Below are 25,179 nucleotides of genomic sequence, written 5' to 3'. Positions count from 1 at the left end.
CCGATTTCCTTACGTATATTATTCAGTTATTTCTTCCGAGTCGGCTTCCTGAGAAACCTTCAATACCATGACAGTGGCGTTGTCTTGGTAATCCTTGTCGAGACTATCGACATAACTAACGATGTGTTCTGCCAATACCTGTGGGTCAGATTGATTAAATCGGTGACACATGGTCGCAATATCCTGTTCGGGAATGCTTTCGATTCCATCACTGGCCAAAAGTACGATATCGCCTACTTTTAACTCAATACTATTAATATCCACCATGTCGACGTCGTAACCCATAACAGCTGAGGTTAACTGGTTACGTTGGGGGTGAACGGCAACGTCATCTTCAGTCATCACACCTTCGTCAACTAACTGCATCAATTCCGATTTTTTTGAGTGATCTTGATTGATGCGTTGTAAGGCGTTATTTCGACAAAGCCATAAAGGACTATCACCCACACTGAGAAAATCTAAGTATTCACCGGTAAATGCCGCTGCAATTAGCGTCCCTCCCATGCCATTGCATTCAGGATTCTCAACAATGTATTCGGCTAGATGTTGATTGGTGGCGTTTAAACTGAGTTGTAAACGTGCCTCCATATGTTCCTCTTCACTGTTACAAAAGGCGTCATTAAAGGCTTGAAGAATTTGCTGACTGGCGACTTCACCATGTACTGCCCCACCCATACCATCTGATAAAACAGTCAATGCAAACCCGTTGGGCCAAACCAATTTGGTTACACCATCTTGCTGATAGTCTCGCTTTCCGACGGTTTGAGCCCATCCTACGGAGATTTGTAGCATCATTATTCCCAATTAAAATTTTGGTCACAAAACGCCACAAACCTTAGGGTCGTTGCGCCAACTTTTAAAAGGCTTCCTGTTTCTAAAACAGTTTGCCCTGCGACAATTTGCCCATTCACACGGTTCAAACTTGAACCATTTCCTGGCGCTACGATGAACTCACGGTTTTCATCATCATAAATAACTAATAATTGCTGTTTAGAGGTAATAGAAGTATCACCAAAATTCAAGGTAATACGTTCAGTAGGAGAGCGTGAAATCGCACTTTGCCCCGGACCTATCACCACACTCTTGCCTTTTCCTGGGCCATCCACTACAACTAACCATCCGCACACAAAAGATTCTGCGCTGGCATTAGACGCATCCCCACCTGCATTAACGGCAATATTAGCGCCACCGAAGTTAATCGAGGTTTTGGGTTCTTCAACCACAGGTTTGGGAGCAGGTTCCTGTCCTTTTGGCGGAATTGTACCTTGTTCCGAACTTCCTGCAGGGTTACTCCCACCAGGAATATTGGCCGGTCGTGTAGGCGGCTCAGGTGAAACGGCAACTCCCCCTGGACGCATCCCCGAACCAGAAGATTTCATATGGTTAAACAAGTCGACTCCAGGTGGCTGCGTAGCCCCTTCTTTAGGCCTGCCACCTTGCCCACCAAACTGACCTTGAGGCGGTTTGGTGCCTCCTTCGGGGGTTGAATGTTTGGGTTTATCATCACTTTTAACAAAACTGGATTCTATTTCGACGGGCTTCCCGTCTGGACCAAGCCTAAAGCTCATGGTGTATTCTCCTTAATTTTAATCTGCCACTATTAAGCGGTTTACTAATCTGTCTAAACAATACTGGCCAACCTGATTTAACGCTTTTTCTTCGCGTCCTTGTGCCAGATGCATAAAAAACACTAAGGCCGCTGACATTATTAATGCTAATAATGTCGTGTTAAAGGCAACCCCTAATTTGATGGTAATAACGGCAACCCAATCTTTGATAGCATCAGAATCAGACAATGGCGGCATATCACCTGCGCTAGACAATGCCATAGCAATACCAATCACTGTACCGATGAAACCTAACGTGGGTATAAGCCAAACCAAATAACGCACCATGGTGTATTTCAGATCGACTTCATGTTGCATTAACTCCAACGAGGAGTTCATCAGGTTATTCGCTTGTTCAGTGCTTCTAGAAAGTTGAAATTGCAGGATTACGCGTTTAATTAAGCGTTGCAGGTAAAAACGACTGCCGAGGGTGTCCGCTTTTATTGCCTGATAGATTGGTCCCAAATCTTTAGGGCGATAAAGGGCATCGTCATCATCACTGATTAAGCCTCGATTGATTTGATTAATTTCTTGGGTAGCTCTTTGCCAACGAACCCATATTTCGCCGCCACAGACAAAGAAAAACAGCCACATTAGATTTTGAATGGTAAAAGGATAAGAAGGACCGCTGCGGTCAAAAAGAATATCGGCTAAACGCATTTCTGTACTGGTGCTAGGTTGTTTTTCTGTTAAAACAAACCCAATTATAATGATTACAAAGGCAATGAAAGACATTGCTAGTAACACAACCAGACGATAGTAAGATTCTTCTTTCTCCAAACTGGTCATATACCACGGCTCCTGCTCTTAATTTGATATGCGATCATGATTTCCATTATGCGAAGTTTCGTTTCACCCACAACGATATAATCGTTAGCAGTTAACGTGACAACGTCAAATTGAAGCCATTGATTCCCTTCCCAATAAAATGATCCATATGACGATTCACAATCTCTGACTTCGATAAAGTCTAAATTATTGAATCTTAGTTGTAAGTGGTTACGAGAAACACTTGGATCATTAATATGAACGTCATTTGTTTGCGCGCAACGACCCACACTAATAACTGTGTCACTAGTAAACATATGAAAAATTATGCACTTTTAAGCAATGAATATTGGGTTCCAAATTTCATATTAGCGGTTGTTTAAAAGTCGAACAAGTATTTATTTAAGGAAAATAACAATTACTAAACGGATCCAAGTTTAGAACTGTTTTTCCTTTAAAGACAATGATATAAGTTTTTCAGTTGGGAATTTGATGATAAGGAAAAAATTTGCACCGAAGTTTAAACGGTGGATTTATGCTGGCTTTTAAGTCCACTTAAGTGAGCCAAAAAAACTGGTTGTGCTTTTCGTCACGTGTTTTGTTGACCGGCTTTTCCGCGAAAACCAGATAACAAAGTGGCAACAATAACGCTAATAAAGGATATATAAAACGCTAACGATAGAGTGCTCATTAACGCAGGAGTTTGTTCAGGCGTAATCTTATTATCACCAAGATAATAATGCACTAATAAGTTAACTGTGCTCATTCCCAACAGGTTACCAATCGTTCGAGCTAGATTTAAAGTAGCAGAAGCCACACCGAGTTCACTGTCTTGCACCGACCCCATGATGGCATTGTTATTGGGCGAAGAAAATAAACCAAAACCTATTCCGATGAGTAACAAGGAGCCGCCAATATAAGTTGTCCCTGTTGCAGTGGTCATTTGTGTCAAGACCAAAAATCCGCAGGCGACAATTGCACAACCTAATGTGGCCAAAAATCTAGGTTGAATTTTGTCTGAAAGCCGCCCTGACATCGGCGCTAAAAAGGCCATCGCAAAGGCTTGTAAAAGTAGTATTTGCCCCGCATCTGCAGGACTGTAGCCTTGTACAACTTGTAAATACAAGCTCAGTAGAAAGGCTAGTGGGAAATTACTCCCATACATCAATAAAGATGTGGTCAAAGACATGGAAAAGACACGGCTTTCGCGAAACATCTGAACGCGAATTAACGGAGTATGGTGCCGACTTTGATGATACACAAATAAGATCATTGTGATAACAGACAAGATCAACAATAAGAATCCATGTAGCTTAGGAAGGGAGCTAAAACCGAAGACTAGTGAGGTGGAAGAAACAGCAAAAATAAAGCTACCGCGCCAATCAAATGAAGCAACATTTTCATTTTTCCACTCGCCATGTAATCCCCACTTAATTAATGCCAATAGCACCATAATTAATGGCAGTTGAAATAAAAATACCGCTCGCCAATTCCATATCTCAGTCACTAATCCACCAATTGCTGGTGCTAAGGTCAATCCTATATAAACACATGCTGCGGCCAATCCAAGGGCGGCACCCCGCTTATGGGGAGGAGTAACCGAAGTTAAAATCGCCACCCCAGTTCCGAAGATCATAGCCGAAGCAGCGCCTTGAACAAAGCGCCAGAACAATACCCACTCTACTTGTTGGCCCAATGCACACATCAAAGACGCAAAGGCATTTAATGCCAAGCCAATGGTATAAATTCGTTTTCTTCCGTAGTTATCAGCCAACTTGCCAAAAGGCAGCATAAAAACCACACTACTGAGCAGAAAAAGCGTGGGCAACCAGCTCACCATTTTAGCGTTAGCATGTAAATCGGCAGCTAAGTTTGGAATTGCAACATTAACCGACGCCATCCCTAATGGCCCAATGAAAGAACCAAGACAAACAACAATAAGGGCAACTGTGGTGACGGGGAGCTTGTTCAAAAACGTTGTATACCTGCAAAAATGAATGATTAAAAGATCATACTCAACAACTGAGAGTTGTACAGTAATTCTAAGATCCAATTAATATAATGCCTTAGTTAACAATATAGCCAGCGCGCTAACAACAATAAAACTACCGCTATAGTTGGCCTGTGTTTATATTTGCAATATTATGTTCTGTAACAATGAACTCGTCCGATAATCAATTCCTTTCCTGAAGTAGAGATAAATTTCATATGGATTATAATCACGAACATAAAGCAGACCGAATAGGCTGGATTAGAGCGGTTGTGTTAGGCGCTAATGATGGCATAGTTTCTACGGCAAGCCTCATCGTCGGTATCGCCGCATCCCAAGTTGCAGCAGAACACTTATTTATTGTAGGTCTAGCCGCTTTAGTGGCTGGGGCGATGTCTATGGCTGCGGGAGAATTTGTGTCTGTGAGTTCGCAAACCGACATCGAGCATGCCGAAATTTCCTTGGAGCAAAAACATATTGACCGTCATTGGGCAGCCGAAGAACAGGAGCTGGCAAACATCTATATAGAACGAGGTCTGGAAGGTGATTTAGCAATGCAGGTTGCCAAGCAACTCATGGCAAAAGATGCCATCGGCAGTCATGTTAGAGACGAGCTAGGTATTACCGAACAATCCCAGGGAAATCCTTTTCAAGCGGCGTTGTTTTCAGCATTGTCTTTTACCGCCGGTGCACTATTACCGCTTTTAACCGTATTAGTCGTCAACGGTCCCTGGTTAATCCCTTCAATTGTGCTGGTTTCATTGCTGTCATTGGTACTACTTGGAAGCGTATCGGCGAATATTGGAGGCGCATCTATTTTAAAAGGCTCTATTCGGGTGCTAATTTGGGGCTCATTAGCCATGGCTGTGTCCATTGCGGTTGGCAATATTTTTCAAGTTTCTGGGTAAAGATCAATGCACAACAGTCAACAAATTCTACTGGTGTAAGGTGTTAAATGAAAAAGATCCTATATGTAATTTTGGCTGGCTTGCTGATAAATGCCTGCTCAAACAACAACTGGCGCACGGCAAGCAGAGAATCTGCTGGAATTGCACCTAACCCCGAAATTAATAAAAATGCGGGTATCGAAGTTTATGCTGCGGATGCATACAGTTGGCGAGGATGGTTCGCGGTGCATACTTGGATTGCCATAAAAACACAAAATGCACCAAATTATACGGTGTATGAAGTGGTTGGCTGGCGAGTCAAAAGCGGGCTTCCTGCCTTACGCAGTTACCAGACACCGATACCAGACCGTTTTTGGTACGGAGCAAAACCTGAAAAGCTGCTTTCAATTCAAGGTGAAAAAGCCAGTGATCTGATACCGAAAATATCGGCAGCTATCCAACGTTATCCTTGGGCAAATGAGTATACTATTTTTCCAGGACCTAACAGCAATACCTTTCCTGCTTGGATTGCATTACAGGTGCCCGAATTAGAACTTACCCTGCCATTTAATGCCATCGGCAGTGGATATGCCGATTAAACGATGTCTCAAACTTTAGCCTAAACGCCTATAAAATCTTTGTTGCTTACCGCATATTGTTGCACTGTTGATAAGAGAGCATCCCGAGAAAAAGGTTTGCCTAAATGGTCAGTAAAACCAACTTTCTTATAATGGGCAACTTCGTCAGCAAAGACATTAGCTGTTAATGCGATAACGGGTAAATCAATCCACTTTTTATTTTTACGTAAAATTTTCAGTGCACTGCAACCGTCCATTACCGGCATTTGAATATCCATTAACACTAAATCAAACTCTTGTTTGGCAAGTACATCCAGTGATTCTTGTCCATTGCTAGCAACCGTTACACGCAGATTGTTTTGCTCTAATATATTTTTAGCAACTTGCTGGTTAATTTCATTATCTTCCACCAGTAAAATACGTTTATTGGCTAGATCTTGTTTTAGCTCGAGTATCGGAATATCAACTCGCGGTTTTTGAGCGATGGGAAGCTCCAATATAAAACTGAACTCAGTCCCCTTAGCTAATTCACTCTTAACATGAATAGTCGAGCCCATTGCTTCAACCAACTCTTTAACAATAGAGAGCCCTAACCCTGTACCACCATATTTGCGGGTAATACTTTCATCCACTTGAGTGAATTTATTAAATAGCGTTTTAATTGATTTATCTTCAATTCCCACACCTGTGTCATTCACAGAAATTTTCACTTTAGCTAACACATCATTGGTGACTAATTTAACCAATACATCCACCCTTCCAGTCTGTGTGAATTTTACCGCATTTGAGGTCAAATTCATTAATATTTGGGTAACGCGGGTGGGGTCGCCTAAAACAAGTGTATTCTGTCTGCCTACAATTTTAGTATTCAGCGCAATGTTTTTCGCCTGAGCCTGACTTGTAAACAAGTTTTCAACTTGCAAAAGAATGTCTTCGAAACAAAAGTGATGTTGCTCTAACTCAAAATGTCCAGACTCAATTTTTGATAAATCAAGTACATCATTAACAATCTGCATTAAAAGTTTTGCAGAAAAGTTTGCGCGGTTTAAATATTCAGTCTGTTGTTCGTTTAATTGGGTGTGCATACACAAGTCCAACAATCCTAAAACGCCGTTTATTGGCGTTCGAATTTCGTGGGACATATTTGCTAAAAATTGGGATTTAATTTGATTAGCCTGCTCTGCGTGCTCTCTTGCCCTTTGGGCTTTTAATTCTAAATTTTTACTTTTAGTCACGTCATGGTAGAAAATAAGCACACCGATCAGATCTTGATTTTTAGAATGCAATGCTAAGTGAGTCACCTCTTTATACTTAACTTGAGCATTCGTATATGGGGATTTCTGTTGGCCCTGTTTTCCTTGGTTTCCTTTTTCTTGGCCTTCTTTTTCTTGATAGTGAATATTAGTTTCATCACCGTAAAGGATGCGTCGATCAATATTGATGATTTTTTGCGCACGGGTTTCATTGGCTAAATCAAAATCTGTTTTACCTTTCAATTGTTCAATATTTTGTAATTTAGAATCTTCTATAAACGCCTGATTTGCGCCTAAATATCTTAATTGCTTATCTTTCCATGAAATGCCGTAGGGTAAGTGATTTATAACGGTTTGGAAGATTGCCTCTGAGTGTTCGATTTTACTGGTTTGGCTATCAATAGTGACTTGCTTGTCTAACAATAGAGACTGTAAATAGTGTAAAAAGTGTTGTATCAAAAACAACACAATACTAATGATAAACCCATATGTTAGCAGCGCAGTAATCCAAGCGGATACACTTAAACCATAAGCACTTTGCGTTACCGTAAACTCAAATTTTCCTAACCAAACAAGGCTCATGTAATAGAATAAAAATAAGCCGCCTGAAATGGCAATTGCTACAGCGACTCTCACACTGAGCATGAAACTACTAAATATGGAAGCAGCCATAATCAGGTAAATTCCGTTTCCTGATAGACCTAAGGTATGTATTCCCGCAAACCCCATTATAAAAAATAACGATGCAATCAAACTAGCGGTAACATTATTTGAAAAACGACGTCGAAATAAATAAAACGTCAATAGCACACAGGTACTAACAATATGTACCCACATCACTGGCAAAAAACCAATTTCAGGAACACGGGAAAGGGAGCCTGCTAAAGCGACGCCAGCGAAAGCCAACGTGACCATTAAAACAGTATTTGTTAGTTTCTCACGAATATAGTCGATGGAACTTTCAGGAGACTCTAAAGACATCGAGGTTCATTAGATTTAATAATAATTGAGCAATATTATGTTGAGACCATAGGGCATTAAAACCCTGTCCGCCATCAAAGGGTATTAGACTTTTGTATAATACCCAATCCATGGGTTACCCAAATAAACAGGATATTAAGCCGTTAGGTCTTTTACTACCCAGGCATTAATCTGCTGTCTTTGAGCCTAATGTTTAGTCAGACTATGTTATACGTTAACTAAACATAATCCATACCCCACGGTATAAGCCACCAACAAATGCACAATATATTTACTGTAACTTACGAATGTGAGCTCTTTCACGCGACTCATGGCCACTATTCCTGCGGCTGAGCCTATCACCAACATTGATCCTCCGACACCAACAGCGTAAGTCAGGGATAACCATTGAATATTGGTTAACTCTGGCTGCGCTTTAAGTAGTGCCGCAGTTAACGGGACGTTATCTAAAAACGCAGATAAAATTCCCACCAAATAATTCGAATAATCAGGATCGAGCATAAAGTAAATATTTGTCATCCAAATTAGCACACCGATTTCTTTGAGTGAGCCAACTATAAGCAGTATTCCTAGAAAGAACATCAAGGTATCAAACTGTATTTTACGGACGTAATCTAATAGATGAATTTCGTACTTAAACTTGTTCACCATACCACCAATTAAGAACATCACAGATAGGCCTAATAAAAAGGTTAAAACTGGCGGAATTTCAAACAACAAATTAAACAGCATAGTGCAGCATATAGTGCTAAAAAATAGACCGGCGATAACAAAATCAAGGGATTTGAATTTTTCACTGCCAATGGTCGCCTCAACCCGTCGATTTTTACCAAAACTCATTAATATAGCCAGCACCACGACGCCTGCTACAGCGGGTAAAATCAAGCCTAACAATTCGACGATCGAAACATGTTTCTCACTGAATATCATCAGCGTGGTTACGTCTCCGGTGATCAAAACCACCCCACCAGAATTCACTGCAAATATAATTAATACACAGAGTTTTACTTTCTCTGCCACCTTTAATTTAAATGCGAAGATAATACTAATTGATACTAGGGTGGCAGTGATATTGTCACACAGCATTGATAACACCAGCGCGAACAAAGCGACCAATAAGGTTAATTTGCGTAAGGACAATTCACCGGGCAAGAGTCGATTCACCATAGCGCCAATCAACCCTCTGGCATTTAGGTATGCAACGAAGGTCATTGTTGCCATAAGAAACAACCACAATTTCGCGATTTCCAGTAAATTCTCGTTGAGTGCATTCTCTATTTCTGCCTGTCCAGAACCATGCCCTCGAATGAATAATAAACACCACACTAAACACCCTAAAAATAAGGTGGTTTTGGCTTTATTGATATGGGTAACTTCTTCAAAGACGATAGATAGCAAAGCTAAAATAGCCAAGCCAATAATGGATATTTCAAACATATCGAACATGGTGTGCGTTCCAGATTACTGAGAGTAGAAAATGCGCCCCGTTGCAGGACACTAAAAAACGTGAGAATTATATCGCAAAAAACCCTGTAGCGGCTACATAAAGGTGTAACGGCATGTTATTTTTTTAGAAAGTGTTTAGAAATTAACTCTGACATAAATATAATTTTTTGGTTGGATAACTGGCGATAGTCAAAATACGGACAGACAATGGTGCGATGATTTAGGTCAATGGCAAATTCTTGGTTAATCCACTCAAGAGTGTTTGGCAAAGTACATGACTTGGCATAAGTGCGCCCCATAATTATGTGCAACTTGTCGGTTTGTTCAAATTTAGGTGGGGTAAAGTAAAGTGCCGTTTGACTGCCAAATTGCAAAAGTTCGTCATCACGATATTGCTGCCAGCTAGAATAACTATCATTCAGTTCACTAAACTTGCTCAGCATCGGGAATAACAACTTTGCATAGACATTGAAAACTTTTCGCCAACCATTCCCACAAGCCTGACCTATGGCATAAATTTCACCTTTTTTAAGGGGATAAACCAGCTGTTGGCTTGCCGCGAAAGAAAATCTGGGGCGATTTTGTATATACACATTAATGTGTGCGTTACTATCCCCCAAACCACTTACTTGCTCAAATTTAGTCTGTGACATAAAACCTATTAGCAGAATTAATGCGCTTTGACAGGTAGTTTACCTCACATGACGACTTTTCAATTAAAAAAATACATTAATAGAAGTTAAAAACCTGTTTTCTAGCAACCTATAAAATATGTGCCCCTTTGCTGAAAATATCTAAACGACTATGTTTATGAATCGTTTTTTGTCAGACTAACAGGATCTAAAAGTGCTTCTAGTTTTGTCCGTGGAATATCAGTATTTTCAGCAGCCACATCAATAATAGGCCGATTTTCCTTGTAAGCCTTCTTAGCAATTTCAGCAGCTTTGGCATAACCAATAATGGGGTTCAACGCAGTTACCAAAATGGGATTTTTATGCAGAGGCTTTTCAAGATTTTGCTGATTCACCTCAAAATCGCGAATGGCATAGTCCGCCAATGAAACCGCGCCATTAGACAATAATTCTATGCTCGACAACAAGTTAAGAGCGATCATGGGTAACATGACATTTAATTCAAAATTTCCCGATTGACCGCCAATGGTGATAGCCGAGTCATTGCCAATAACCTGTGCAGATAGCATAGCAACTGCCTCGGGGATAACCGGATTGACTTTCCCCGGCATAATCGACGAACCCGGTTGCAATGCTGGCAAAGCAATCTCACCTAGCCCAGCTAACGGCCCCGAGTTCATCCAACGTAAATCATTAGCTATTTTCATAAAACTAACGGCGATGGATTTAGTTAACCCCGACAAACTCACTGCGCTATCTTGTGCAGCAATCCCAGCAAAAAAATTTGCTGCTTTAACAAAAGGCACATCGGTTTCTCGACTTAAAATATCAGAAAATTGGTCGGCGAAATCAGGATGGGAATTAATGCCAGTACCAACGGCTGTACCACCTAAAACAAGTGACTGTATTGAAGGCTGCAAACTCTCGAGATGAGAGATTTGTTGCTTAATCTGGGCCGACCAAGCAGACATACTTTGATCCATTCGAATTGGCATAGCATCCATTAAATGAGTGCGTCCGGTTTTGCAATATCCCGCTAACTTTAGGGATTTTTCATCGATGGTTTTAGCCAAATGTCTCAGCGAAGGCATTAAGTTTTGGTGAATTGCCAAGGCGGCACTAACATGAATACAGGTCGGGATGACATCATTGCTACTTTGGCCAAAGTTAACATGATCATTTGGGTGAATGTGCAAATTGGATTGCTTAGACGCAAGGTTGGCAATCACCTCATTGGCATTCATATTGGTACTAGTGCCAGAACCCGTTTGGAATACATCAACGGGAAAGTGATGCATCAGATTTTTATCATCTAATAAAGTGGTACAGGCTTGTTTAATGGCTTGCGCTGTCGGCTCGTCAATACCTTTAAGGTTTACATTTACCGTGGCTGCAGCAGATTTAATCTGAATCAGCGCGCGAATAAAAGCTTCAGGCATAGGAGTGTGACTGATATTGAAGTTATTAATCGCTCTTTGGGTCTGGGCGCCATATAACGCATCTTTGGGAACCTCAAGCTCGCCCATGCTATCTTTTTCGATTCTTACTTCTGTCATGTTAATCCCCTTTTTTATAAAAAATATGTTCCTAACAAAGACAATTCATATTTAAAATGTCGTGTTTCTGCCTTTTGTCCCTCAGTTTTATCGTATTGCTCTACACTGTTTAGTGGTTTGTAAATGTTATCTAAACACAAATAACGCCAGTGAAAACTAATACTAGTATCACAAATTGTATCTAACAAAGTGTGCAACACCCGTTTTAACATCGCTCTTTTTACGTTTTCGTTTTTTTCTGTGGCTAATCGATCTTCAACCACGTCTAAATAATGGTATAGAGTATGAGGGTTATCAGGCTGTAAACCATGACGAATGGTCAACTCTAATGTCCCGAATGCCAATGCTTCATTCACAGAATCACATCCAATTTTTAGGCGGCTAGGTCACCCACCAAATGATAATAATTCTTATTATCATGAGGTTGGAATAGCTTGTCAACCCAGTGCGGCATTTCATAATTACCTAACCACAACTCGATTTATAAAACTAAACTATTGATAAATATAGCAATTAAATAAATCATCAAAAAAACCACCAAACACTATTGATAATGATTTTCATTTACAATATGATGGTTCTGCCTGGAATCGTTAAGTTTCACTGGTCCTGGCTTAACGCAACCAACCGGGTAGGCATTTTCTCCAAGGTGCCTACCCACCCCCTTACTTTTATCACGTTTTTATCCTTCGCCATTCCCTTCAACGTCGGCAATATTGTGGGCAATGCGCTGAAAACAAGTTAATAGGCGTTAAACGCAAAATCTATGAACAGGCATAAAAAATTTATTATCAGTCAATTAAGAGTTTCGTTTAAATCAAAAATTTACATAAAAATAAGTTTGATGAGCTTTGAAGTTATGGGTGTTAACCAGCCAAACTGCCCACCCTAAAATCAGGTTACGCTAAGATAATGTTGCCAATTATGAGTCGCAATACTTAGAAGGTAATACTCATAAATGGGAATACTCACTTTAGCGCAGATTTGCATAGTAGCTAGGTACCCATTAGCCATAGGCTTGGCGATTTCGTTCGATTTCACCTAAATATTGTTGTTTTTCGAATATTAAAGGGGCGAGCGCTGAATAGTTCCAATATAGACCCGAATCGGCTTTGCTCTTGTCTTCTCGATAGGGATTCACCCAGCGATGCCAGATAATGTATTCTGCATTAACGTCACGCTGACAAATAATATCAACGGTTAAATACCAGCACATAGGTTCTCCACATGTGCAAACATAGGGAATCGCTCTATCGGCTGAATCTAGCTGATTAATTCCTAACCCTGGTTGATAAGTACCCGCTATTTGCCCTGCAAAAGGCTTTTCAAAATCAGTGATAGTTTCTAAATACGATTTTCCATCAACCAGCAGGTCAAAGCTTGGGCTGCCATAATCGTGACTAAAATAAGCCAGGCCAAAGGTGTTTACTACTGTCATATCTTTACACCTCAATAAACTAATTTATTGATTAAACATGCAATTAGTAACTGGGTCAAATTCCACATAGTCTCTTGCTGCTGAGCGCATTAGTTCGACTTTCCCTTGGTATAATAATTTAGTTTTTTTCTAACCCTATATAGTTGGGCTGACTTTCTTCAACGCAAGCCAATTATATTTTAAGGTTTAGACTGTTTAAATTTGTCAGCTAAACTCAGATTTCCCTGACTTGCAGCAATATCTGATAAACTGCGGCTGTGACTATCTTTTAAGCTTATGTTGGCACCTTGATCAATAAGCTCTTCAATAATGTTTTGTCTATCAAATAAGGTAGCAAACATCAGTGCGGTTTGACCATTTTGATTGGTTTGGTCCACTTCGCAGTCTCGCCCCATTAATGATTTAGCAATGCGAAGGTTGCCTTTAAAAATGGCGCCCATTAAAGCGGTGTTGCCTCTAGCATCCTCTTGGCATGGATTGATATCGTCTACATCAAGTAAAAAGTTCACCGTCTCAGTCTGACCATTGTAAGCAGATAAAATGAGTGCCGTATATCCCTTTTCATTGGCGATATTAACTGACAAGCCTGCCTTGTAAAAGGTCTGTAACAATTCGATATCGCCGTTTCTAGCGGCATCAAAATACAGCGTTTTAAGTTGTTTACTCTGGTCAGTTTCATTGGCAAATAAAGGATTTAACGCTGAAGCAATGAATAGTAGTAAAGAGAGTATTGCTATAGTTTTCATTAGGTTTTCCTTATCAAGATACTGCCTGCACTGGCAGGCAGTAAGACTTATTTAAGCATTTATTAAATTAGAACAATTCGCTTAACTTAAGGGCAATTTTTTCGCCCTGGGCCGCTAATACTTGTTGCTCTGCCATCAGCGTTTTTGCTCTGGCTTTTACTTTACTTAAGTTGGTACCTGAGCGTTTAGCGATAGCTGTACCGTAATCTTTATCAGCGTTGTACATGAATGCACTTATATTGATCCGAACAAGCTCTTTATCAGACGTTGCTAAAGCGCCCCCTAACACTTCAATAAGTCTGGCTTGTTCGTCCTTAGAAAATGAGCGATACAAATCCCCAGCTTGGCTAAAGTTCAACTGCTTGTAGAAAGGTATTTGCTGATAACTTCCTATCAATGGCATCGCAGAATATTTGTACTTTGTGTCTTCAGCTAAATCAATGTACTCACTTGGCTGATAATTAACTTCCCGCTGAGTATTGGTCGGGCGCAGCTTGCCGTGTTGCATGTGGTTATTAATTTTCACATTCTTAGGAGCGTTAATCGGTATACGATATGAATTCACACCTAAACGGTATCGTTGGGTATCTGCATAGGCAAACACTCTGCCTTGTAACAATCGATCTTCTGATGGCTCTATACCTGGTATGACATTGCTCGGTGCAAACGCAGCTTGCTCAGTTTCTTCAAAAAAGTTATCAGGCACTCGGTTTAATACCATTCTGCCCACTTTGCGAAGGGGTAGCTTATCTTCTGGCCATACTTTGGTGGCATCAAGGGGGTTAAAATCAAAGTTATTCACATCTTTTGGCGACAACACCTGAATGTATAAATCCCAAGACGCACTTTCGCCTTTTTCACCAATGCGAGTATACACATCTGTGGTATGGGGTTGCATGTCTTGCCCCTGCACCGTCATGGCTTCTTTATAGGTGAAATTCTTTACGCCTTGATTGGTTTTCCAGCTAAATTTCACATAGTTCATTTCACCTTTGTCATTGACAAATTTGTAGGCGTGAACACTGGAACCATCCATATTTAAGTAACTTTTTGGTGTACCGTAGTCAGAAAACAGCATGGTTAGCATTTGTGTTGATTCTGGTACGTGTGAAAAGAAGTCAAACACTCTGGATGCTTTTTGCACATTGTCATAAGGTGATGGCTTTAAACTATGAACCATATCTGGAAATTTAATAGCATCGCGTATAAAGAAGATTGGGAAGTTATTACCGACTAAGTCCCAGTTGCCTTGTTCAGTATAAAACTTCACAGCGAATCCACGAGGATCGCGCAATGTTTCAGGGGATTGGTGGCCGTGAATTACCGCTGAGAAACGAGTAAATACTTCGGTATTTTTACCTTTCTCCTGGAAAGGAGCTGCCATGGTTAAATCAGACAAATCAGCATAGTTTTCATAATAGCCGTGAATACCCACACCTCGAGCATGGACAACCCTTTCAGGTACCCGTTCTCTATCAAAAGCGGCGAGTTTTTCAATTAAGTGGCTGTCTTGAAGTAGCACTCCACCCCAAGGACCGGCAGTTTGAGAGTTTTGGTTGTCACCAATAGGTGCACCGTTTTGTCTTGTCATTGTTGTGTTAGCGAGCGCACTAAAAGACAACAAGATTAAACTTGAAAGGGTTATTAATTTTTTCATCTTCATTTTACATCCTATTTATCTATAACTTGGGAAGCCCCAATAGAGTGCTAGGATAAAAACTAAGTGAAAATTAGTATATTTGATAAAGCCGAAGTCGAAGTTTGATTTTTTAGAACCATGCCTGGAAAGCATCAATAACCTTGTATTGCTCATCAACAACCAACATTTTTCGCCATTTATCAAAGGTGGTACATGGATGTGAAATGCCAAGTGCGACTATATCCCCCACCTTTAAATGATCGTCTTGAGGTACAGCTAAAAAGCAATGTTGATCATTAATTCGAGTAATTTGATAACCTTCCTGATCAAGAGTTATGAGTTGATGCTTTAGTCTAGATTTAGCATACAAAGGCTTAGGCAGTCCTTTGTCATAGGAAAAGTCTCGCTTACCTGCACCTAAAATAACCACACCCGCTTCAGGTTTCGACAACACATAACAGCAAACTTCAATCGCCGCTTCAGAGGCGGGCAAGGCAATTTGAGCGTTAGCCAAGCGTTCATCTATGGCTATTGAGGCTTTTTCGTAAACCCCAGAGTCGCTAAATAAATAGCAACCACTTCTCAGTACGACTTTTACATCTAGTTTTCCCTGCAAATCGACAAAAGCTGAAGCGCATAAGTCGTAATACTCAGACCCGCCAATAGTAATAATCAATGATTTGTTGGGTAAGATAACTTGCTGCTCTACAAATAGCGTTATAGTCGCGTCCAATACCTTAAGAAAATCTCGTACTCGCTGCTCTTTGTGTTCATTCGCGCCTTCAAAAACCGCTTCGTATGCACTAAAGCCTGCCACCTCCCATTGATTCGCGCTAATGGATTGAATCAGGGCTTTGGCCACTGAAGGTTCTCGAACGCCACATCGTCCACCTTCAGCTCCCAACTCAATGAGTAATTTAAGTTGGTTTGATTTATTCAAATTGGCCTGTTTTAACAATTCAAAGGCATCTAAAGAATCGACAAAAAGGTAAAGCAACAAGTCAGGGTACTGAGCGAGCAGTTGTTCAACTTCTTTGATATTCGCGCGACCAACCAATTGATTGGCAAATATGATGTGATTGGCCCCCATCTGAGCAGCTAATCTTAAATTCATCACATTGGCAACAGTCACCCCCCAGGCTCCATCCACCAATTGTTGTGAAATTAGCTCTGGACTCATGGTCGTTTTAATATGAGGGGCAATAAATAGGTTATTTTGTTCAAGCCATTGCTTCATGCGTTCACTATTTTGTTGTAGCGCATGCTGCTTAATTATGGCACAAGGCAAAGGCACATCTTCTTGTAGAATATTCCAGCCTGCATTCGCTATTTGTGCACGACTAAAGTGTTGTGCATGCAATGGAAGTCCTTTAAATAGAGGTTTAGGTTGGTAAGCGTCCATGAGCATCCCCTGAATTTCGGCGTGACTAAATAAGAGTTAAGGATGAAAGAGCATCCCATATTTTATACTTTATAATATTAAATAAGGGGAGTTAAAATCGTAAATTCCTTATCTAGAATTTAATAGTTTAATCACCTCTTCGGCAGCAAGTGGATGATGGAATAGATAACCTTGGTAAAGATCACAGCCCATATTTTGCAGTGTTTTCAATTGCGAATTGCTTTCTACCCCTTCGGCAACAGTCATCAAGTTTAAGCTTTTGGCTAAATTAATGATAGTCGCACAAATCTCCGCATCTTCGGTTTTCGAGTCGCATTCATGGACAAAAGAACGGTCAATTTTTAAAATATCCAGTGGCAGCTTTTTAAGGTAGCTCAAGGAAGAGTAGCCTGTACCAAAGTCATCAATAGAGACTCTGATATTCAGGGCTTTCAATTCTTGTAAAATGGCAATACAACGCTCTATATCCTGAATCAAAATACCTTCTGTAATTTCAAACTCAAGCAGTTCACCGGGAATTGAATACTTACTTAGTAACTGTTTAACACACTGAATAAAATCTTCTGCAACCAATTGGCGACCTGAAATATTGATGGCGACGGGCACCACTTGTGATTTTTCATCGAGCCAATAACGCAATTGTTGAAGAACTTTCGTCATCATAATTTCACCAATTTGCACGATCAAATTACTTTGCTCAGCAATGGGTATAAAGGCTTTTGGGGATATATCATCTGAACTTTTTTGCGGCCATCGAATCAATGCCTCCAATGATAATATCTCGCCATCTCCTTTAACTTTGGGTTGATAGACGACTCTGAATTCATCTTGCTTGATCGCTTGTTCAATTTTTCTTTCAAAACTCATTTCCTGCTGAGCTTTTTGCCCCATTTTTTCGGTATACACTTTAAAGTTATCACGACCAAATAATTTTGCGTTATACATAGCAATATCTGCCCGTTGGATTAATTCCTCAGTACCAAACTCACCGCAGTGTGAAACGGCCACTCCCACACTAGTCGCAATGTGATAATTTTTATCATTCAAGGTAATGGGTTCTCGCATTATGGTTAAGATCCGCTGGGCCTTTTCAGTGATTAAAGGCTCAGTTAATTCCCCCGTCATAACGACGATAAATTCATCTCCACCTAGGCGCGCGATAATATCTTCTTCGCGACAAATGTTTTTTAAGCGATTAGCGACTTCACACAATAGATAGTCCCCGGCTTTATGCCCTAAGGTATCGTTGATTTTCTTAAATTTGTCTAAATCCAAAAAGAATAAGGCAATAATCCCTAAATCTTTTTGGGCTTTTGCCACCTGATAATTTAATTCACTAATTAAGTGGGTGCGATTCGATAAATGGGTTAACGGGTCGTGATACGCTAAAAAATTCAGTCGTCCTTGAATTTTTTGTTGTTTGGTAACGTCTCTCAAGTGCAATGTGAATTCATTTACATGGCTTTCGTTTAACTTACTACTGGTGATAGTTACTTCAGCAGGAAAAGTTTGTCCTGCTGCACGCTTTAACACTATTTCACTGCGTCTATTGAGTACCAGCCCATTTGCCGAAACAAACTGCAACTTTAAACTTTCATTAAATCGTTGAATATCTTTATCTAAAGCAAAATTGTGAATAAAGCTTCGTTGCATCACCTCGCTTTTCAAACAGCCAAAGGTTCTTTCCGCAGCCGGATTAAATTCGATGATATTACCCTGCCAATCAATGGAGACAATGCAGTCCATAGATGAATCTAAAATAGCACTCTTTCGTCTTTCACTTATTTTGAACTGATTTATTGCCTTTTCACGCTGTATCATCTCTTTTGAAACTTGACTGATAACTTGGTTATATTTGCGCGCTATTTGGCCAACTTCCGTAAACGGCTCCTCTTTTACTTGCACAGAAAAATCACCTTTGTTTTGATGATTCTGCATATCTGCTAGCAAGTCTATTAATTCAGTAGATGCTTGATGCTCACTGATATTCAGTCCGCTCAGCTCCTGCTCTTTGGTTACCCTTAATGGTGTTATTCTATTCAAAATATAGAGGATGAGATAACAACTAAAAAAACTAAATATGCCAATCACAACAACCCCCAAAAGTTGAATTGTGAGTTGTGAGGTAAACGATAAGCCTGTTCCTAATTTAGCTTGTTCGCCAAAAAAGGCGACCGCCAATGTCCCCCAAATACCAGAAAACAGGTGGGCAGGAATAACATTTAAGGCATCGTCAAGTTTCGCCCAATCCATTAATTTAGAGCCGTATTGCACAACGATACCGGCTACAATTCCTATTATTGCTGCATCCACAGGCGCAACAGCGTGACAACCCGCGGTTATTGCAACTAAACCGGCAATAACACCATTTAGACTAGCTCCCATATCTACATATTTCTGGCTTCGCAAATGTATGAATGTAGCGGTTATTCCACCCCAAATCGCAGCAAGACAAGTATTCAGGATGATGTAAGGAACTTGGTCGTCAAATACTAAGGTACTGCCGCCGTTGAAACCAAACCACCCAAACCAAATAAGTAACGTTCCCAAAGCAGCCAAAGGTAAGTTACTGCCTGAAGGAAATTTTGTATTTTCTTTAAATCGGTCAATTCGTGGTCCAACAATGAGTACACTGGCCAATGCAACCCAACCGCCCACAGAATGCACTACTGTAGAACCTGCGAAGTCTATAAATCCCAATGACTCAAGCCAACCTTGATTGTCCATATTATATACACCGGCCCACACCCAATGCCCTACAAAGGGGTAAATCAGACCACTTAGTATTAACGTGATATATATGTAGCCGGAAAACCGAGTTCGTTCGGCAATAGCCCCCGAGGTTAATGTTGCCGCAGTGCTGCAGAACATCATTTGAAACAAGAAGAAGGTAATCTGAAAAGAAGAACTGTTATCGCCAAATACAAAGTCGCCAGTGCCAGTCCAGCCACCAAGACTAGGGCCAAACATAATGCCAAATCCAAACAACCAAAAAACACTAGCAGAAACAATGAAGTCACCAATATTTTTTGCGGCCACATTGATACTGTTTTTGCTACGGGTTCTACCACTTTCCAGGCAAAGAAACCCTGCTTGCATCAAAAACACAAACATCGCTGACAGAAGCAACCAAAAATTATCAGACAACCGATGACCTTAGACATACATTATTTCAGTTAAGTGATGGTCGCTTAGCAAGATCTATTCCTGCTGTTTCCCCTTGCAGCCTCTTTTATAATGGCAGCATTGAGCAATGCACCACCAAAACTGTGCAAGCAGTGTTCATATTTCGTGCAAGACTACCAAAGTGGTGCATGGCTAAGGATAGGTAATTCACACGACTGAAAGACAATTTTAAAAGTGACTATTAAAACCCTATTATTTACTCAGTAATTAGCGAATAGTATGACGTTTAACGTGAACTGCATCAGCGAGTTTTTCGGCGACAACCTCCCTAAAAAATTGTGCTAACTCACGGAAGAAAACTCGACCAGGCGCAGTATTTCGCCAAATTAAATGCTGCTTACGAGTTATTGGAATATTTTCAAGTTCACAGACATGCAGCTCATTGGGGCGATGCAATTCAGAATGGACATACAGCCCGGGTAAAAAAGAGATACCTACCCCCATCACTACCATTTGACGCAATGTATCTAAACTAGTGCCTTCGTAATCTCGATACATTTGTGCACCAATTTGAGCACAAATGGTTTGAACTTGATGATGAAAATGGTGATGACCTTCTAAGGTGAGCACTTTTTCCCCTTGTACATCGGCCGGCTTAACAAAATCTTGGCCTGCCAAAGGATGATCCCTGGGTATCACCAATTTCAAAGGTTCAGTAAACAACTCTGAGACTATAAATTGCGAAGACTCATGTGTTGAAGGTGATATAATTAAGTCATACTGACCATTAAGCAAACCTTCTTCCAATTGTTGTGGAAACTCTTCTCGTACGTAAAACTTTAATTGTTTAAATCGACGATGTAATTCAGGTAATACAAACGGCAATAAATAGGGACCTAACGTTGGAGGAACGCCCAAGCGATAGGTAGTCGAGGCACCATCAGTAAGCTCACGGGCAGTGTCATTAAACCGTTGGCCAGAACGCAAAACTTCTTCAGCAAGAGGTAGCAGCGTATTGCCTTGAGGAGTGAGCAAAGTGCCGCTTCGGTTACGTTCAAATAAACTCAAATTCATTGTTTTTTCGAGAGCTTGAACTTGAGTCGTTAACGTTGGCTGACTGATCCCTAGACTTTGTGCAGCCCGTCGAAAACTCAAACTTTTGGCCACTGCTACAAAGTACTTTAATTGATTTATTGAAGGGAACTTATTGTCTGAGATCATTTTCGTACCTGATAATATTTTAGGTTTTTTCATCACACCAACTGATAGCTATTTACTATCACGACATAAAGTATACTTCTATATGGCTATCAGGTAAAACTAAAAGTGTATTCGAATCGTATAATCAATTTTTAAATAATTTAATAGGAGTGACTATCATGGACCATGTAATTACTGGTGTGGCTAAATTTCAAAAAGAAGTCTTTCCTGACAAAAAGGCTACTTTCCAAAAGTTAGCAAACGGGCAAAACCCTGAAGTATTATTTATTACCTGCGCAGATTCGCGAATCGATCCTAATCTTTTGACTCAAACAGATCCCGGTGAACTATTTATTTGCCGAAATGCGGGCAACATTGTCCCTCCCCACAGTAACGTAACGGGTGGTATTACTGCATCTATCGAGTTCGCAGTGGCAGCGTTAGGTGTATCGCATATCATTGTATGTGGTCATTCTGACTGTGGAGCGATGAAAGGTGCGTTGAACCCTGAAAAGCTTGACGGGTTACCTCACGTTAAAGAATGGTTATCTCATAGTCGTTGTGCCTCGGAAGTGGTGAAAGAAAAATATGGCAGTCTGAACATGGAGCATTTGGAAAAGTTAACCGAAGAGAACGTCGTTCAACAGCTACAACATCTTCGCACTCACCCATCTGTCGCCGCTAAGTTAGCCACTGGACAAGTGAAACTCCACGGCTGGGTTTATAATATTGAAAACGGTCAAGTGTTAAACTATGACCCCGAAATTGCTAAGTTTGTACCTTTGGGGCAAGAAAAAGCAGAAAAACTATCAGTTGCGTAATAGCAATTAAGGTCCATTTATGAAATTTGATTTATCAAACTTAAAGGGTGATATAACGGGCGGTTTAACCGCTGGTATTGTTGCCCTTCCCTTAGCATTGGCTCTAGGTGTTGCGTCGGGCTTGGGCCCGATGGCAGGTCTTTATGGCGCAATTGCATTAGGCTTTTTTGCTGCTTTATTTGGCGGAACCCCTTCTCAAATATCCGGTCCAACGGGGCCAATGGTCGTGGTTTTAGCTGGTTTGTTCGCGAGTTTATCTGGCGATGTGACGCTTATTTTCACTGCGGTAATGCTGGCAGGCCTGTTGCAAATTGCATTTGGTTTGTTGGGAGTCGGCCAATATATTCGATTAGTTCCTTATCCCGTCATCTCTGGATTTATGAGTGGTATTGGCGCAATTATTATTATCCTTCAACTAGGTCGGTTGTTAGGACATGAGCCTCCAGGTGGCACTATCGGTGCCCTGAGCTATATGCCCACGGCTTTGGCTGACATTAATTTTGCTACATTAATACTGGGTATTGGGACATTAGCTATTGCATACAAATGGCCCGCTTCTTTAGCAAAATATATTCCTGGGCCATTAGCAGCCTTAGTGATTGGGACCCTTGCTAGTTTTGCATTTTCTAACGTGCCAGCACTGGGTAATATCCCCACTGGACTGCCGAGTTTGCATCTACCTGTGTATGAACAAAGTAAATTCCTTCTCGTCCTAGAAGCCGCTTTCATTCTCGCCATATTAGGAGCAATAGATAGTTTGCTAACATCTTTGGTTGCAGACAATATGACTCGTACTCGCCATGACAGTAAAAAAGAACTTATCGGTCAGGGTATTGGTAACACTGTTGCAGGATTGATTGGCGGTATCGCCGGTGCTGGAGCAACCATGCGTACGGTAGTTAACATCCGTACTGGTGGTAAAACTCGTATTTCAGGGATGGTTCATTCCTTTGTGTTGCTAGCAGTTGTGCTTGGATTAAGTCCATTGGCAGCGAGCATACCTCATGCAGTCTTAGCAGGGATACTTGTTAAAGTAGGTCTAGACATTATTGACTGGAGTTACTTAAGACGTGCCCACAATGGCCCGCGCTGGGATTTTGCATTGATGATTCTGGTACTAGGACTTACTGTATTTGTTGACTTGATAACGGCAGTTGGCGTAGGTGTAGTGCTTGCAGCATTGGCTTTCGTGCGTCAAATTGCACAAATTCAAATTGAAGACCTACAGAAAATCCCTGATACGTTGAATGATCCAAAAGAGAATGCATTGCTTAAACAAGCAAAAGGCAAAGTCAGTATTTTCAGTTTTGGTGGACCACTGAGCTTTGGTGCTGCGGCTGATGTAGGGCATCACGTTCGTGATAAAGTAAAACCTGGATCACAGATATTGATAATGGATTTTACCCGCGTACCCACTATGGATGTATCAGCAGGTATGGCCGTTGAAACCGTTGCAACAGACGCTAAACTTTCCGGCAGAACACTACTAATTTGCGGTGCCAATGACGACATTCAAAAAGTGCTGATAGGGATTAATGCTGCGCAAACGGATGTAGAGTCGTTTGATAGTCTATTGGCCGCGTTAGAATACGCAGTCACAATTATTAAGAATGACCCAAATTCACCTAAATCGTTAGGCAATTCGTCAAAATTAGCAGGAGCTTAATAAGTAAGTATTGCGATGACTTGCTTTAAAAGTTAAGTGATAAGTAGATGTAAAGCGCGCTGCACCTTTGGGTACAGCGCGTTTTTTTTATGCGTAGACTGGAAACTCAGCGGTCAATTGTGCAACCTTAGTCGTCACTTGTTCACGTACTGAAGTATCTTCTGGGTTATCCAATAAATCACATATCCAATTTGCTAAATCAGTAACATGAGAGACTTTGAAACCTCTAGAAGTCACAGCGGGTGTACCAATGCGTATTCCACTGGTCACAAAGGGAGATTGTGGATCATTGGGAACCGTATTTTTATTAACCGTAATATTTACCGAACCAAGTAACGCATCAGCTTCTTTTCCGGTCATTCCACGAGCAATCAAATCCACCAAGAACAGATGATTGTCCGTGCCACCTGAAACCACACCATAGCCACGCTCTAGGAACACGTTAGCCATTGCTTGGGCATTATCAATCACTTGTTGCTGATAAGTTGTAAACTCAGGGGAAAGGGCCTCTTTAAATGCCACTGCTTTTGCAGCAATAACGTGCATAAGTGGACCACCTTGGATACCCGGAAAAATTAACGAATTAAACTTCTTTTCCAGCTCAGGGTTTGATTTACACACTATTAGGCCGCCACGAGGTCCACGAAGGGTTTTATGGGTGGTAGTGGTCACAACGTCAGCAATAGGCACAGGATTAGGATACAGGCCTGCTGCAACTAATCCTGCAACATGAGCCATGTCTACGAATAAATAGGCACCGACACTTTGTGCGATATCTTTGAACTTCTGCCAATCTACCACGCGTGAATAGGCAGAAAAGCCTGCCACTATCATTTTCGGCTTATGCTCTTGTGCTAACTCAGCCACTTGTTGATAGTCAATTTCACCGGTTTCTGTATCTAAGCCATATTGTATCGCGTTGTATAATTTCCCAGAAAAGTTCGGCTTTGCACCATGGGTTAAATGCCCACCGTGATCTAAGCTCAAACCAAGAATAGTATCGCCAGGCTTAAGCAGTGCCATGTACACTGCGGCATTAGCTTGTGAACCAGAATGAGGCTGAACATTGGCGTAATCAGCAGCAAAAAGTTGCTTAGCCCGTTCAATTGCTAACGTTTCAGCTTTATCTGCAAATTCGCAGCCGCCGTAATAACGTTTACCAGGGTAACCTTCTGCGTATTTATTGGTTAACACGCTACCTTGTGCTTCCATCACCGCTTGACTGGTATAGTTTTCTGAAGCTATCAATTCGATGTGTGCTTCTTGTCGTTTTTCTTCATCTTCGATTATGTCGAAAATATCAGGGTCTACAGTTTTTAACGGGTTATTTAGTTGCATCATTATATGTCCATTGCCTTTCGAGAAACTCTATGCTAGAACTACTAATGAAATAAATAAAATTAATAATAAATATGAGCTCATAAGATTTTAATATGGCTTTAA

General features: G+C 40.9%; 21 protein-coding genes. 4 read left to right on the top strand and 17 right to left on the bottom strand.

Going from position 1 to position 25,179, the window contains the following annotated elements; genetic code table 11:
* Positions 1-18: 18 nt before the first annotated feature.
* The 5 genes from ACYVIL_RS00175 to ACYVIL_RS00155 all read right to left on the bottom strand — a co-directional run bounded on the left by ACYVIL_RS00175 (position 19) and on the right by ACYVIL_RS00155 (position 4,347).
* Positions 19-792, bottom strand: a complete 774-nt coding sequence (locus ACYVIL_RS00175) for a PP2C family protein-serine/threonine phosphatase (RefSeq protein WP_460311149.1) — start codon at positions 790-792, stop codon at positions 19-21.
* 2 nt (positions 793-794) lie between these two features.
* Positions 795-1,568, bottom strand: coding sequence for an FHA domain-containing protein (locus tag ACYVIL_RS00170; RefSeq protein WP_460311148.1), 774 nt, complete (start codon positions 1,566-1,568; stop codon positions 795-797).
* Between the two features lie 18 nt (positions 1,569-1,586).
* A complete protein-coding gene (locus ACYVIL_RS00165) occupies positions 1,587-2,396 on the bottom strand; it encodes a MotA/TolQ/ExbB proton channel family protein (protein WP_460311147.1) in 810 nt (269 codons plus the stop codon).
* Positions 2,393-2,692, bottom strand: coding sequence for an FHA domain-containing protein (locus ACYVIL_RS00160; protein ID WP_460311146.1), 300 nt, complete (start codon positions 2,690-2,692; stop codon positions 2,393-2,395). The genes ACYVIL_RS00165 and ACYVIL_RS00160 overlap by 4 nt, the downstream gene beginning before the upstream one ends.
* Before the next feature lie 272 nt (positions 2,693-2,964).
* Complete coding sequence (locus tag ACYVIL_RS00155) at positions 2,965-4,347, bottom strand: MFS transporter (RefSeq protein ID WP_460311145.1); 1,383 nt, start codon at positions 4,345-4,347, stop codon at positions 2,965-2,967.
* 236 nt (positions 4,348-4,583) lie between these two features.
* Here ACYVIL_RS00155 and ACYVIL_RS00150 point away from each other — a divergent pair, with 236 nt between their 5' ends.
* Complete coding sequence (locus tag ACYVIL_RS00150; protein ID WP_460311144.1) at positions 4,584-5,273, top strand: VIT1/CCC1 transporter family protein; 690 nt, start codon at positions 4,584-4,586, stop codon at positions 5,271-5,273.
* Positions 5,274-5,320: 47 nt separating this feature from the next.
* Positions 5,321-5,851: a DUF3750 domain-containing protein gene (locus tag ACYVIL_RS00145; RefSeq protein ID WP_460311143.1), complete on the top strand. Its 531-nt coding sequence runs from the start codon at positions 5,321-5,323 to the stop codon at positions 5,849-5,851.
* Positions 5,852-5,871: 20 nt separating this feature from the next.
* On the opposite strand, the gene ACYVIL_RS00140 is transcribed toward ACYVIL_RS00145, so the two are convergent.
* The 11 genes from ACYVIL_RS00140 to ACYVIL_RS00090 form a co-directional block, all read right to left on the bottom strand.
* A complete protein-coding gene (locus ACYVIL_RS00140) occupies positions 5,872-8,064 on the bottom strand; it encodes an ATP-binding protein (RefSeq protein ID WP_460311142.1) in 2,193 nt (730 codons plus the stop codon).
* A 207-nt stretch (positions 8,065-8,271) separates the two neighbouring features.
* Positions 8,272-9,501 carry a sodium:proton antiporter NhaD gene (nhaD, locus tag ACYVIL_RS00135; RefSeq protein ID WP_460311190.1) on the bottom strand — a complete coding sequence of 410 codons (1,230 nt, stop codon included), beginning with the start codon at positions 9,499-9,501 and terminating at the stop codon, positions 8,272-8,274.
* A 125-nt stretch (positions 9,502-9,626) separates the two neighbouring features.
* Positions 9,627-10,163 (bottom strand): DUF6942 family protein, encoded by a 537-nt coding sequence (locus ACYVIL_RS00130; protein ID WP_460311141.1) that lies wholly within the window; start codon positions 10,161-10,163, stop codon positions 9,627-9,629.
* 155 nt (positions 10,164-10,318) lie between these two features.
* Positions 10,319-11,698, bottom strand: a complete 1,380-nt coding sequence (locus ACYVIL_RS00125) for a class II fumarate hydratase (RefSeq protein ID WP_303476597.1) — start codon at positions 11,696-11,698, stop codon at positions 10,319-10,321.
* 14 nt (positions 11,699-11,712) lie between these two features.
* Positions 11,713-12,054: a hypothetical protein gene (locus ACYVIL_RS00120; protein WP_303476599.1), complete on the bottom strand. Its 342-nt coding sequence runs from the start codon at positions 12,052-12,054 to the stop codon at positions 11,713-11,715.
* Between the two features lie 650 nt (positions 12,055-12,704).
* A complete protein-coding gene (locus ACYVIL_RS00115) occupies positions 12,705-13,136 on the bottom strand; it encodes a hypothetical protein (protein ID WP_460311140.1) in 432 nt (143 codons plus the stop codon).
* Between the two features lie 179 nt (positions 13,137-13,315).
* Entirely contained in the window at positions 13,316-13,882 is a 567-nt protein-coding gene (locus ACYVIL_RS00110; RefSeq protein ID WP_460311139.1) for an ankyrin repeat domain-containing protein, read from the bottom strand.
* A gap of 67 nt (positions 13,883-13,949) precedes the next feature.
* On the bottom strand, positions 13,950-15,545 hold the full coding sequence (locus ACYVIL_RS00105) for a catalase (protein WP_460311138.1): 1,596 nt from the start codon (positions 15,543-15,545) through the stop codon (positions 13,950-13,952).
* Between the two features lie 106 nt (positions 15,546-15,651).
* Entirely contained in the window at positions 15,652-16,923 is a 1,272-nt protein-coding gene (locus tag ACYVIL_RS00100; protein ID WP_460311137.1) for an alanine racemase, read from the bottom strand.
* Positions 16,924-17,031: 108 nt separating this feature from the next.
* Positions 17,032-20,070, bottom strand: a complete 3,039-nt coding sequence (amt, locus tag ACYVIL_RS00095; protein WP_460311136.1) for an ammonium transporter — start codon at positions 20,068-20,070, stop codon at positions 17,032-17,034.
* A 246-nt stretch (positions 20,071-20,316) separates the two neighbouring features.
* Positions 20,317-21,270, bottom strand: a complete 954-nt coding sequence (locus ACYVIL_RS00090) for a hydrogen peroxide-inducible genes activator (protein WP_303476615.1) — start codon at positions 21,268-21,270, stop codon at positions 20,317-20,319.
* Between the two features lie 158 nt (positions 21,271-21,428).
* Here ACYVIL_RS00090 and ACYVIL_RS00085 point away from each other — a divergent pair, with 158 nt between their 5' ends.
* Entirely contained in the window at positions 21,429-22,070 is a 642-nt protein-coding gene (locus ACYVIL_RS00085; RefSeq protein ID WP_460311135.1) for a carbonic anhydrase, read from the top strand.
* A 19-nt stretch (positions 22,071-22,089) separates the two neighbouring features.
* Positions 22,090-23,736 (top strand): SulP family inorganic anion transporter, encoded by a 1,647-nt coding sequence (locus ACYVIL_RS00080; RefSeq protein ID WP_303476620.1) that lies wholly within the window; start codon positions 22,090-22,092, stop codon positions 23,734-23,736.
* A gap of 87 nt (positions 23,737-23,823) precedes the next feature.
* Here ACYVIL_RS00080 and glyA read toward each other — a convergent pair whose 3' ends face one another.
* A complete protein-coding gene (gene glyA / locus ACYVIL_RS00075) occupies positions 23,824-25,077 on the bottom strand; it encodes a serine hydroxymethyltransferase (protein ID WP_460311134.1) in 1,254 nt (417 codons plus the stop codon).
* Positions 25,078-25,179: the final 102 nt, after the last annotated feature.

Source organism: Aliiglaciecola aliphaticivorans (assembly GCF_054782055.1).
Note: the sequence above shows the minus strand (reverse complement) of the source record. Positions and strands in the feature narration are given on the sequence as shown.